At 71.5% G+C, this 12,003-nt stretch carries 10 protein-coding genes; all 10 read left to right on the top strand.

From position 1 onward, the window contains the following. Positions 1-179: 179 nt before the first annotated feature. Positions 180-1,673, top strand: a complete 1,494-nt coding sequence (locus ACFY9S_RS17480; protein WP_391128928.1) for an FAD-dependent oxidoreductase — start codon at positions 180-182, stop codon at positions 1,671-1,673. A 129-nt stretch (positions 1,674-1,802) separates the two neighbouring features. Beyond that, on the top strand, positions 1,803-2,045 hold the full coding sequence (locus tag ACFY9S_RS17475; RefSeq protein ID WP_391128925.1) for a hypothetical protein: 243 nt from the start codon (positions 1,803-1,805) through the stop codon (positions 2,043-2,045). After that, positions 2,042-2,257, top strand: coding sequence for an MbtH family NRPS accessory protein (locus ACFY9S_RS17470; RefSeq protein WP_391128922.1), 216 nt, complete (start codon positions 2,042-2,044; stop codon positions 2,255-2,257). Before ACFY9S_RS17475 ends, ACFY9S_RS17470 begins: the two co-directional genes overlap by 4 nt. A 1-nt stretch (position 2,258) precedes the next feature. After that, on the top strand, positions 2,259-3,362 hold the full coding sequence (gene hppD / locus ACFY9S_RS17465; RefSeq protein ID WP_391128919.1) for a 4-hydroxyphenylpyruvate dioxygenase: 1,104 nt from the start codon (positions 2,259-2,261) through the stop codon (positions 3,360-3,362). Continuing rightward, complete coding sequence (locus ACFY9S_RS17460) at positions 3,359-4,501, top strand: alpha-hydroxy-acid oxidizing protein (protein WP_391128916.1); 1,143 nt, start codon at positions 3,359-3,361, stop codon at positions 4,499-4,501. The genes hppD and ACFY9S_RS17460 overlap by 4 nt, the downstream gene beginning before the upstream one ends. After that, positions 4,498-5,820 (top strand): aminotransferase class I/II-fold pyridoxal phosphate-dependent enzyme, encoded by a 1,323-nt coding sequence (locus tag ACFY9S_RS17455; protein WP_391128913.1) that lies wholly within the window; start codon positions 4,498-4,500, stop codon positions 5,818-5,820. The genes ACFY9S_RS17460 and ACFY9S_RS17455 overlap by 4 nt, the downstream gene beginning before the upstream one ends. Continuing rightward, positions 5,813-7,291, top strand: a complete 1,479-nt coding sequence (locus tag ACFY9S_RS17450) for an amino acid adenylation domain-containing protein (protein ID WP_391128910.1) — start codon at positions 5,813-5,815, stop codon at positions 7,289-7,291. The genes ACFY9S_RS17455 and ACFY9S_RS17450 overlap by 8 nt, the downstream gene beginning before the upstream one ends. A 41-nt stretch (positions 7,292-7,332) precedes the next feature. Beyond that, positions 7,333-8,139 carry a phytanoyl-CoA dioxygenase family protein gene (locus ACFY9S_RS17445; RefSeq protein WP_391128907.1) on the top strand — a complete coding sequence of 269 codons (807 nt, stop codon included), beginning with the start codon at positions 7,333-7,335 and terminating at the stop codon, positions 8,137-8,139. A 37-nt stretch (positions 8,140-8,176) separates the two neighbouring features. Next, positions 8,177-10,726, top strand: coding sequence for an amino acid adenylation domain-containing protein (locus ACFY9S_RS17440; RefSeq protein WP_391128904.1), 2,550 nt, complete (start codon positions 8,177-8,179; stop codon positions 10,724-10,726). Then, positions 10,723-11,958 carry a cytochrome P450 gene (locus ACFY9S_RS17435; RefSeq protein WP_391128901.1) on the top strand — a complete coding sequence of 412 codons (1,236 nt, stop codon included), beginning with the start codon at positions 10,723-10,725 and terminating at the stop codon, positions 11,956-11,958. The genes ACFY9S_RS17440 and ACFY9S_RS17435 overlap by 4 nt, the downstream gene beginning before the upstream one ends. The last annotated feature ends 45 nt before the right edge of the window (positions 11,959-12,003 follow it).

Genomic DNA, 12,003 nt, shown 5'->3' with positions numbered 1-12,003 from the left:
CCCCAGCCGAACATCCCCGGCAAGCGCCCGTTGCCCGGTCCAGGGCCGCGGGGGATTCGGCGACCCGCGCGTTCGCCCAACAAATGATCATGCGGGTTGACCGTGCAGAGAGGCCCGCCAACGATAGGTCCGCAACCAGGGCGTCTTTTCCGCGTGCAATGTGACGGGAGTTGAGCGACATGAGTGACACGGCTGCAGAGGAATTCGACGTCATCGTGGTGGGCGGCGGGCCGGGGGGTTCCACGACTGCCGGATTGGTCGCCAAGGCGGGTCACCGTGTGCTTCTCCTCGAAAAGGAGCACTTCCCCCGGTATCAGATCGGGGAGTCACTGATACCCGCGACGATCCACGGCATCTGCGGCCTTCTCGGTGTCGCCGACGAGATAGACGCCCAGGGATTCACCCCGAAGGCGGGCGGGACGTTCAGGTGGGGCAGCAGCCCGGATCCGTGGTCGTTCGTCTTCGCGCTCTCGCCCAAACTGGCCGGCCCGAGCTCCCGGGCGTACCAGGTGGAGCGGAGCAAGTTCGACGAGATCCTGCTGCGCCACTCCGCCCGGCTCGGTGTGGACGTCCGCGAAGGATGCACCGTCACCAAGGTGCTGGAGAGCGACGACCGGGTGTCCGGAGTCGTGTACACCGACCCGGACGGACGGACGCGGACGGCGCACGCCCGTCACGTGGTCGACGCCTCCGGACACCGCAGCCGCACCAACACCGCGGTGGGCGGGGAGCGCATGTACTCGAAGTTCTTCCAGAACATCGCCGTCTTCGGCTACTTCGAGGGCGGTGAGCGGCTTCCGTACCCCCGCCGCGGCAACATCTTCTGCGAAGCCTTCGAAGACGGGTGGTTCTGGTACATCCCGTTGACCGACGACCTGACGAGCGTCGGCGCGGTCGTCAACCGGGACAAGGCCGCGGAGGTCCAGGGCGACCGCCCGACGGCGCTGGAGAAGCTCATCGCCAAGGCGCCGCACGTGTCCGGCATGCTGGCGAACGCCAAGCGCGTCACCGACGGGATCTACGGCGAGGTGAGGGTGCGGAAGGACTACTCGTACCTCCACAGCCGGTTCTGGAAGCCCGGAATGGTACTGGTCGGGGACGCCGCCTGCTTCATCGACCCGGTGTTCTCCTCCGGCGTCCATCTCGCCACCTACAGCGCCCTGCTGGCGGCGCGCTCGATCAACAGCGCCCTGGAGGGCGAACTGGACGAGGCGACCTGCTTCGCCGAATTCGAAAAGCGGTACCGCCGCGAGTATTCGGTCTTCTACGAGTTCCTCATGTCCTTCTACCAGACCCACTCCGACGAAAACTCGTACTACTGGTCGGCGAAGAAGGTGAGGCAAACCTCGGACGACGAACTGGAGTGCTTCATCAACCTCGTCGGTGGTGCCGCCTCGGGCGACGCCTCCATCGGCAACACCGACGCCACGCGCGAACGGCTCGAAAAGGCCGCGTCCGCTCTCGACAGCGGGGCCAATGCCGTCAGCGCGAACGGCGGGGACGACGCTCTGCCCCTCTACAAGTCCGAGGCCATCGGCAACTTGATGGACCAGGGCGTCGAGGTACAGGCCATGGCGGAATTCGGCGATGCCTTCGAAGCCGCTGACCCGCTGTTCGAGGGCGGACTCATCAGCTCCAGCGACGCCCTGCGCTGGGTTCGGCCGGCCGGCTGACCGATTCCGGCCCCGCCCGCGCGAGGCACGCGCGGAACACCGGTGCGGGGGGGGCCGGCTCGCTCACCCTGGCGGACGACTGCCCGCCGGACGCGATCCCCCGCGCAGCGCCACCCGTACCGGTTGACCGTGCTGCGTGTGTTCCTCGGTGACCACGCCTGCCGCGGCGCGAAGCCGCACCCGTGCGAGGGCGACGCGCTCTTCCTCGCCGCGACCGAGGAGAAGACCGCCGCCGACGCCCGGCCCCGCGGCCCGGCCCCCGTCGACCTGCGGCGAGCCGCCGCGCGTACGTGCCGCGGAAGCGGCCGTATCGGCTCGCGGTGCAACAACCGAAGACCTGTGTCCTTCCGATCATCCGAGGAGCAATCATGAGCAACCCCTTCGACGACGCCGACGCCGAGTTCCTGGTGCTGGTGAACGACGAGGGCCAGCACTCGCTGTGGCCCGTGTTCGCGGACGTGCCGGCCGGATGGAGCACGGCGCACGGCCCGGCCGGGCGGGAGGACTGCCTGCGGTACGTCAACGACAACTGGACCGACATGCGGCCGCGCAGTCTCGCCGCCGCGATGGACCAGGACGCCTGACATGGCCGCCGACGCAGGCGCATCAGGCAGTTCGCCGCTCTTCCGTTCGCTGCACCTGGACCACGTCGAACTCTGCGTCACCGACCTGGAGTCGAGCAGCGGGGAACTGGTCGGCCAGTACGGCTTTGCGGTCACGGCCGACAACGAGGGCGAGGCCGGGCAGACGGGCGCGCGGTCCCGCCTGCTGGAACAGGGCCGGATCCGGATCGTCCTGACTCAGGGCCTGGCCCCGGAACACCGAGCCTCCGCGTACGTCGCCCAGCACGGTGACGGCGTCGGCACACTGGGCCTCGGGGTCGCCGACGCCGCCGCGGCCTTCGACGAGGCGGTGCGTCGCGGCGCTTCCCCGCGCTCCGAGCCGGAGCGCCGCGACGGCTTCGTGACGGCGGCGATCGGGGGCTTCGGCGATGTCCAGCACGTCCTCCTCCAGCGTCCGGACGGTGCTGCGGCCACTCCCCTGCCCGGGTTCCGCCCCGTGTCCCGGCCGGCGCCGGCCGACGGGCCACGGCTCACCTCCATGGACCACTTCGCGGTCTGCCTGGAGGCGGGGACGCTGGACGCCACCTGTGCCTACTACGCGCAGGTGCTCGACTTCTCGGTGATCTTCGAGGAGGACATCGAGGTCGGCAGCCAGGCGATGATCTCGAAGGTCGTCCAGTCCGCCTCCGGAGACATCACGCTGACCCTCATCGAGCCCGACACCCGCCGGGATCCGGGGCAGATCGACGAGTTCCTGAAGAACCACGGCTCGGTGGGCGTGCAGCACATCGCCTTCAGCACGGACGACATCGTGCGGTCGGTCGGGACGATGGCCGCCGCCGGCGTCGGCTTCCTGGAGACGCCGAGCGCCTACTACCGGCTGCTGGAGGAGCGGTCCATGCCGCGCCGGCACAGCATCCCGGCGCTGCGGGATCTCAACATCCTGATGGACGAGGACCACGACGGGCAGCTCTTCCAGATCTTCACCCGCTCCGTGCACTCCCGCCGGACTCTCTTCATGGAGGTCATCGAGCGCTTCGGGGCCCGCACCTTCGGCTCCAACAACATCCGGGCGCTGTACGAGGCCGTGCAGCTGGGGCGCGATGCCGAGGAGTCCCGAGGATGACCTTGCACGAGCCTGCGGCCGGCGACGCGGCTCCCGCGGTCTGTGCGGAGGACTTCGCGCGCCGTGCCGCCGCCTGCCTGCCGCCCGGCGTCTGGGACTTCATCGAGGGCGGCAGCGGCACGGAGCGGGTCCTCGGGGCCAACCGCACCGCCTTGGAGGACATCGCGCTCGTGCCGAGGATGCTGCGCGGCGCGGCGAGCACCTCGACCGCGGCTCCGGTCGTCGGCGCGCCCGCGAGCATGCCGGTCGCGGTCGCGCCGATGGCCTACCACCAGCTCGTGCACCCCGACGGGGAACTCGCCACGGCGCAGGCGGCGAAGACCGCCGGGGTGCCGTTCACGGTCGGCATGCTCAGCAGCCGCAGCGTGGAGGAGATCGCGGGGACCGGGGCGACCCTGTGGTTCCAGCTCTACTGGCTGCGGGAGCGCGAGCGGATGCTCGACCTGATCCGGCGGGCCGAGGCCGCCGGCTGCCAGGCCGTGATGATCACGATCGACGTCGCGGTCATGGGACGGCGCCTGCGGGATCTGCGCAACGGTTTCGCGCTGCCCTCCCAGGTGCGGGCCGTCCATCTGCCCCCGGGGCCGAGCCGGGCACACCTGCGGGAGCAGGGTGCCTCGGCGGTGGCCGAGCACACCCGCTCGCTCCTCGACCCGGCGGCGGGCTGGCAGGACGTGGAGTGGCTGCGCGCCCAGACGTCCCTGCCACTGATCGTCAAGGGAGTTCTGGACCCGTCGGACGCGCTGCGGGCCGTGGCCTGCGGCGCGGACGCCGTGGTGGTGTCCAACCACGGCGGGCGGCAGTTCGACGGCGCACCGGCCAGCGTCGCCGTACTGCCCGAGGTACGGGCCGCGGTCGGCGACCGGGCCGAGGTGCTCCTGGACAGCGGGATACGCAGTGGCCTCGACGTACTCCGGGCCCTCGCCCTGGGCGCTTCGGGCGTCCTGGTCGGGCGTCCGGTGCTGTGGAGCCTGGCCGCCGACGGCGCTGCCGGCGTCGAGCAGCTGCTGGCGCTGCTGCGGACCGAACTGGCCGACGGCCTCACGCTGCTCGGCTGCGGCGATGTCAGTGAAGCGGCGCGGCTGCGGGCCCTGCTCGGCCCGCACGCCGCGCCCGGGCGGGAAGCGAGGACGGCATGACGGGCTCACCCGATCTCCACACCGACGACCTCTTCGGCGCGCTGTCGGAGCCGGTGCTCACCTCCATGAACCAGCTCAACGAGATCGCCCAGCGCCATCCCGATGCCATCGCACTCGCCGCCGGGCGGCCGAGCGAGGCGTATTTCGAGATCAAGGACCTGCACGACTACCTGCGGGCGTTCACCGACCACCTGGCGGACGAGCGCGGGCTGGACGCGGGCGCGGTGCGGGAGACGCTGTTCCAGTACGGCCGTACCAAGGGTGTGGTGCACGACCTGGTGGCGGAGAACCTCCGGGTCGACGAGGGCATCGTCTGCGACCCCGAGGCGATCGTCGTCACGGTGGGCTGCCAGGAGGCCATGTATCTGGTCCTGCGGGCGTTGCGCGCCGACGCCCGCGACGTGCTGCTCGCCATCTCGCCGACCTATGTAGGGCTCTCCGGCGCCGCCCGCCTGGCCGACCTGCCGGTGCTGCCGGTGCCGGGCGGCGCCACGGGCGCGGACCCGCAGGCGCTGCGCGCCGCGCTGGAGCACGCCCGCCGTGAAGGACTCCGGCCTCGCGGCTGCTACGTGATGCCCGACTTCGCCAACCCCTCCGGGCTGACCCTCGGCATGGAGACCCGCCGGGAGCTGCTGCGGCTGGCGCAGGAGGAGGAGCTGCTGCTGCTTGAGGACAATCCGTACGGGTTGTTCGGCGACCCCGGGCAGCAGCGCCTGCCCACCCTGAAGGCGCTGGACACCGAGCGCTCAGTCGTCTATTTGGGGTCCTTCGCGAAGACCGCGCTGCCGGGCGCGCGAGTGGGCTATCTGGTGGCCGATCAGCGGGTGGCGGACGCCGCCGGCCGGGTCGGGCTGTTCGCGGACCAGCTCTCGAAGCTCAAGAGCATGCTGACGGTGAACACCTCGCCGATCGCGCAGGCGGTGGTCGGCGGCAAGCTGGTCCGACACGGCTGCAGCCTACTCGCCGCGAACGTCCGCGAGCGCGAGGTGTACAGCCGCAATCTCCGGCTGCTGCTGAGCGGGCTGGAACGCCGGCTGCCGGACGCGGCCCGGCTGGGGGTGAGCTGGCAGGTGCCGACGGGCGGCTTCTTCGCGGTGCTCACCGTGCCGTTCACCGCCGACGACGCGGCGCTGGAGCTGTCCGCCGGCAAGTACGGGGTGCTGTGGACCCCGGTGAGCCATTTCTACGACGGCGGTGGCGGCGAGCGCCAACTGCGGCTGTCGGTCAGCGCCGTGACCCCGGAGGAGATCGAGACCGGCCTGGACCGGCTGGCGGCGTTCCTGCGGGAGCAGTCGCCGAAGGGAGAGTCCGATGCTTGATCTCAACGAACGCCTGGCGGCCTCGGTCGCGGCACACCCGCGGCGTACGGCGGTGTGGGCCGGCTCGCAGCGCCTGACGTATGCCGAGCTGGACGAGGCGGTGCAGCGGGCGGCATCCGTGCTGGATGCGGCGGGCATCCGCGCTGGCACCCGGGTGGCGCTGCAACTGCCGCCCGGCCCCGAACTGATGGTCGTGCTGCTGGCGGTGCTGCGTTCCGGCGCCGCCTACGTTCCGCTGGACCCGGCGGAGCCCGGTCACCGAATGAAGCTCATCCTCGACGACGCGCGCCCGATGGCCATCGTGGACGGGGGCGCGGTCGGCACCGCGGTGACGGACACGACGAGGCTGCGCATCCTCGACGCCGCCGCGCGGTCAGCGGCACCGGCCGATCCGCTGGACCGCACCGCCTACATCATCTACACCTCCGGGACCACGGGCGTACCCAAGGGAGTCCCGGTCTCCCATCGCAATGTCGGCGCGCTGCTGCACTCCACCGACGAGCACTTCGACTTCCGTGCGGACGACCGCTGGCTGCTCTTCCACGCGGTGACCTTCGACTTCTCCGTATGGGAGATCTGGGGCGCGCTGGCGCACGGAGCCGCGCTCTGCGTGCCGGAACGGTGGTCCGTGATGGAGCCCCGCGCCGCCGCCCGGCTCATCGCGGACGAGGGGATCACCGTCCTCAACCAGACCCCGTCCGCCTTCGCCGCGGTCTCCGCCGAACTGCTGCGCTCGGCGCCGGACAACGCGCTGCGCTATGTCGTCTTCGGAGGCGAGCGGCTGCTGCCGGCCTCGCTGCGGAGCTGGGCCGAGCGGATCGGCCTGAACCGGGTGGCCCTGGTCAACCTGTACGGCATCACCGAGGTCACGGTGCACGCCACCCTGCACCGGCTGACCGACCGGGACCTGAAGGGCACGGAATCGGTGATCGGCGCCCCGCTGAGCGGCTTCGCCGCCCAGGTCGTGGACGAGCGGGACCAGCCCGCGGCGCGCGGCGAACTGCTGCTGGCCGGCCCGCAGGTGGTCGGCGGCTACCTCAACCGGCCGGAACTCGACGAGCATCGTTTCGTCCTGCGTGACGGCCGCCGCTACTACCGCAGTGGCGACATCGTGGAGCGGGGCCCCGACGGCCTGCTGCGCTATCTCGGCCGGACCGACGACCAGGTGAAGGTCCGCGGCTACCGCATTGAGCTGAGCGAAGTGGAGCACGCCCTTTCGTCGGTTCCCGGGGTCGCCGCGAGCTGCGCGCTGACCTTGCCCGACGGCCACGGCGGGCTGCTGCTGGCCGGGACGTACAGCACCGCCGACGGGGCCGTGCTGACCACCCGCCAGGTGCGGGCCACGCTCCGCACCGCGCTGCCGCTGCACATGGTCCCGACGAAACTCAAGCAGGTCCCCGCGCTTCCCCGTACGGCCAACGGAAAGGTCGACCGGGCCGCGCTGCGGGACGCCTGGGACGGGCCGAACTGATGTGCCAGACCTCTCAGCCACCCACATCTCTGGAGAGTTCGATGCTGGACACCGCAAGCTCCCCCGGCGCCCTGCGGGCCGCCTACGAAGAGAACGGCTGGTTCACCGCGCCGACGCGGCTCGACGCGGAGTCGGTGGAGAAGCTGCGCGCCAGCGTGGCGGAGATCAGCCGGCAGGACCGGCCCGAGGTCGTGCACGAGAAGGGCAGCGACGCGGTTCGCGCCATCCACGGCTGCCACGACTTCGACGACGTCTGCGGCCGCCTGGTCCGGCTGCCCGCGCTGCTCGGGCTGGCAGAGCACCTCCTCGGTGAGCCGGTGTACGTCTACCAGTTCAAGGTCAACATGAAGCAGCCTCGGGAGGGCGCGGCCTGGCCGTGGCACCAGGACTACGCGTTCTGGAGCCGGGAGGACGGCATGCCCGAGGACCGTGCCGTCAACATCGCGGTGCTGCTGGACGACACGCACGAGGGCAACGGTCCGCTGAGGGTCGTGCCGGGCAGCCACCGCTCCGGGCTTCTCGACGCCGGCCAGGGCGCGGACGGCCGCAGCCACGACTGGCGCAACCACGTCGCCGCCGACCTGGAGTACACCGTCCCGGACACGGTCGCCGAGGAGCTGGCGGCCCGGTCCGGCACCGAGCTGGCGACCGGACCGGCCGGCACGATCTGCGTCTTCCATCCGAGCATCGTCCACTCTTCCTCCAGCAACACCTCCGCCGACCGCCGGGCGATGCTGCTGGTGACGTACAACGCCGTGTCCAATGCGGCCCTCCACTGCAAGCGGCCGGAGTTTCTCGTCACCCGTGACGCCGTCGCCCTCACCCCGCTCGCCGACGCCGTCCTCTGAGACCGCCCGCAGCCGTTTCATCTCGAGGAGATAGCCGATGGACAACAGCAAGCCGGTGCACCACTGCTTCACCAAGCAAGCGCGGCTGTCCCCGAACGCGGTGGCAGTCCAGGAGGCGGGGGGCGGCACCCTCACCTACCGGGAACTCGACGAGCGCTCCAATCAGCTGGCCCACCACCTGATCGAGGCCGGGGCCCGGCCCGAAGAACTGGTGGCGGTCCACCAGGAGAAGACGATCGACCTGATCGTCTCGATCCTGGGCGTGCTGAAGTCCGGTGCGGCCTACCTGCCGCTGCACCACGCGAATCCGGTCCAGCGGATGCAGGCCATCACCGATGCCGCCGGCGTCCGCATCCTGCTGACCGACCGGGCCTGCGCCGAGCGGCAACTGCCCGGGACCGACACGTCGATCGTCGTGGACGACTGCCCCGGCATCGCGGCGCGGCCCACCACCGAGACCGCGGCACGGGTGAGGCCCGGCCAGCTGTTGTCGGTGATGTTCACCTCCGGCTCCACCGGCGAACCCAAGGGCGTCGCGATCGCGCACGACGAGGTCACCCGCTTCGCGCACGACCGGATGTTCGTCCCGGACCGACACACCCGCGTGCTGATGGCGGCCCCGTACGCCTTCGACGCGTCGGTCTACGACCTGTGGGTGGCGCTCCTGCACGGCGGCACGGTGGTCCTGCCGCCGCCGGGCGCGGTGGACGCGCGGGCGTACGCGCAGACGATCATCGACGAGAAGGTGACCGGCGTCCTGCTGACCGCCGGGCTCTTCCGGGTGATGGCGCAGGAGGAGCCGGGGTGCTTCTCCGCCGTCCGGGAGGTGCTGACGGGCGGCGATGTGGTGCCGCCGACGGCCGTGCAGCGGATTCAGCGGGCCTGTCCGCAGACCGTGGTGCGCACCACGTACGGGCCGACGGAGACCACGCTGTTCGCCACCCAGGTCGCACTGCCCCGGGACGCCGTGTACGGCCCTGCCGGGGTGCCGCTGGGCCGGCCGCTGGACGACACCCGGCTGCACGTGCTGGACGACCGGCTGCGTCCGGTCGCCGTCGGCGACGAAGGCTCGCTGTACATCGCGGGCGCCGGGCTGGCACGCGGCTACCTGGGCCGCCCGGACCTGACCTCCGAACGCTTCGTCGCCGATCCCTACGGCGGGGCGGGCGAGCGCATGTACGCCACGGGCGACCGGGTGCGCTGGAACGGCGACGGCATGCTGGAGTTCCTCGGCCGCGCGGACGACCAGGTCAAGATCCGCGGCTTCCGGATCGAGCCGCGCGAGGTGGAGCACACGCTGTCCGGCTTCCCGGGGACCGGGCAGGTCGCGGTGCTGGCCCGGCTGGGGGCGCAGTCCGATGACGAGAAGTCGCTGGTCGCCTACCTTGTCGTCGACGGGGAGAAGGATGCCCGCGCGGTGCGGGACTTCGCCGCGGCGACACTGCCCGAGTACATGGTGCCCTCCGCGTACGTCTTCCTGGACACCCTGCCGTTGACGGCCAACGGGAAGGTCGACTACGAGGCGTTGCCCGACCCCGCGGCCGAACCGGGCCGGACCGGGCGGCTGCCGCGCAGCCCGCACGAGGAGATCCTCTGCGGCCTGTTCGCCGAGGTGCTGTCGGTGGAGTCGGTGGGCATCGACGACTCCTTCTTCGACCTGGGCGGACACTCCCTGCTGGCCACCAGACTCGCCGGGCGTGTCCGCAAGGTCCTCGGCATGGACCTGCCGGTGCGCTATCTGCTGGAGGCGCCGACCGTGGCGGGCATCCTCGGCCTGCTGGAAGCCGATGCGCAGAGCATGAGCGGGCTGGGGCCGATCCTCACGCTGCGCGAGGCCGGCCGGAAGACCCCGCTGTTCTGCTTCCACCCGGGCGGCGGCCTGGCCTGGTGCTACTCGGGGCTGTTGCAGCACATCCCCCGCGGTCACCCGGTGTTCGGCCTGCAGGACCAGGTGGTCGACAGCGGTGAGAAGCTGCCGCGCACCCTGGAGGAGATGGCCGCGACCTACGCCGAGCGGATCCGTACGCTGTGCCCGGGCGGCCCGTACGCCCTGGTCGGGTGGTCCTTCGGTGGTCTGGTCGCGCAGGCGGCCGCCGTCCATCTGCAGGACCGGGGGGAGCGGGTGGCGCTGCTCGCCGTGCTCGACGCCCGGCGCGAGGACACGGCCGTCAACCGAAACCCGGACCGGCGCGAACTCCTCCGCCAGACCTTCGAGGGCGTCGACGCCATCGCCGCGGAGCCGGGGGTGGGTCCGATTCCGCCGGCGCGCGTGCGGGAGATCCTCGCGGAGCAGGGCAGCGTGCTGGCGGGCCTCAGCGAGGAGACCATCGAGAGGCTCGTGGCCGTCACCGCCAACAACCTCAAGCTCGGGGACGAGTCGGTCCAGCAGCACTTCCACGGAGACCTGCTCATCTTCGAGCCCTCGACGGCGCCCGCGGACAACCGCGCCAGCGACTTCTGGGAGCCCTGGATCACCGGCGAGATCATCCGCAGACCGGTGCCCTTCACCCACCACGAGCTGCTCGGCCCCGCGGCCCTCGACGTGATCGGCCCGGAGCTGGCCCGAGCGCTGCAGGAGACGACGTGAGCACTCCCCCGTCGGCCGCGCCGGCCGTGGCGGACCTCGACCTCGCTGCCATCGACCTGGCCGATCCCGCAACCCACTGCCGGGCGGACATCGACGACGTCTGGCGCCGCCTGCGCACCGAAGCGCCCCTCCACCACCAGCCGGACTCCCCGGAGGGGCGCGGCTTCTGGGTGCTTTCGCGCTACGACGACGTGCTGGACCTCTACAAGGACAGCCACCGCTTCCGCTCCGGCCCCGGCAACATGCTGGAGTCCCTGCGCAAGCCGGAGGGCGACCCGGCCGCGGGCGAGGTGCTGTTCATGATGGACGCGCCGGAGCACCAGCCCCTGCGCAACGTCCTCAGGAAGTCGCTCACCCCCGCGATCAGACAGGGCGTGGTGGATCGCCTGGCCGCCCGGGTCGCCGCACTGATCACCGAGCGCATCGGCGGCGGCCGTTTCGACTTCGCCGAAGACGTCGCCGACAAGGTCCCCATCTGGACCATCTGCGAACTCCTGGGCATGCCCGAGGAGGACCGGCCTCGTCTGCTCGAACTGAGCCGGGACGCGCTCAGCGCCGCCTCCACCGACCAGTCGCCGGAGGATCGCTGGGCCACCCGCACCGAACTGCTCGACTACTGTGCCCGCGCTCTGGAGGACAAGCGCGACGAGCCGGCCGACGACCTGCTCAGCGCGATGGCGGCCGCAGAGGTGGACGGCGTCCCGCTCACCGACCAGCAGATCATCCTCAACTGCTACGGGCTGTTGCTGGCCGGAGACCACACCAGCCGGCTCGGGATGATCTCGGCGGTGGAGCGGTTCGGCAGCCGGCCCGGCCTGCTGCGCGGACTGCGAGAGGGCTCCGTGCCGCCGGCGGCCGCCGTGGAGGAGATCATCCGCTGGACCAGCCCGGTCCAGCACGTCGGACGCACCGCGGCGGAGGACTTCGACCTGCACGGCCGGCGGATCCGGAGCGGCGACATCGTCACCGCGTGGAACATCTCGGCCAACCGGGACGAGACGGCCTTCCCGCAGGCGGACGTCTTCGTCCCGGACCGCACCCCCAACCGGCACCTGGGCCTGGGCAGCGGCCCGCACTTCTGCCTCGGCGCCTTCCTGGGCCGGGCCGAGATCGGCGCCGTGCTGACCGTGCTGCGCGACCGCGTGGGCGGCATCGAGCTGTGCGGCCCCCCGCAGCCCATCTACTCGACGTTCCTGCGGGGCTTCCGCAGCCTCCCGGTGGCGCTGCGCTGACGACGCGCGCCGCCCCGGCGCCCGATGATCGATAACCGACGACCG

It is taken from the genome of Streptomyces sp. NPDC012474 (assembly GCF_042955185.1).
In the GTDB taxonomy this organism is placed as follows: Bacteria; Actinomycetota; Actinomycetes; order Streptomycetales; family Streptomycetaceae; genus Streptomyces; species Streptomyces cahuitamycinicus.
Note: the sequence above shows the minus strand (reverse complement) of the source record. Positions and strands in the feature narration are given on the sequence as shown.

What these genes read in the sequence shown, in the direction of transcription:
- ACFY9S_RS17440 (WP_391128904.1), top strand. Translation starts at nt 8,177, where the DNA reads ATGGACAACAGCAAGCCGGTGCACCACTGCTTCACCAAGCAAGCGCGG.
- hppD (WP_391128919.1), top strand. Translation starts at nt 2,259, where the DNA reads ATGGCCGCCGACGCAGGCGCATCAGGCAGTTCGCCGCTCTTCCGTTCG.
- ACFY9S_RS17445 (WP_391128907.1), top strand. Translation starts at nt 7,333, where the DNA reads ATGCTGGACACCGCAAGCTCCCCCGGCGCCCTGCGGGCCGCCTACGAA.
- ACFY9S_RS17480 (WP_391128928.1), top strand. Translation starts at nt 180, where the DNA reads ATGAGTGACACGGCTGCAGAGGAATTCGACGTCATCGTGGTGGGCGGC.
- ACFY9S_RS17470 (WP_391128922.1), top strand. Translation starts at nt 2,042, where the DNA reads ATGAGCAACCCCTTCGACGACGCCGACGCCGAGTTCCTGGTGCTGGTG.
- ACFY9S_RS17455 (WP_391128913.1), top strand. Translation starts at nt 4,498, where the DNA reads ATGACGGGCTCACCCGATCTCCACACCGACGACCTCTTCGGCGCGCTG.
- ACFY9S_RS17460 (WP_391128916.1), top strand. Translation starts at nt 3,359, where the DNA reads ATGACCTTGCACGAGCCTGCGGCCGGCGACGCGGCTCCCGCGGTCTGT.
- ACFY9S_RS17450 (WP_391128910.1), top strand. Translation starts at nt 5,813, where the DNA reads ATGCTTGATCTCAACGAACGCCTGGCGGCCTCGGTCGCGGCACACCCG.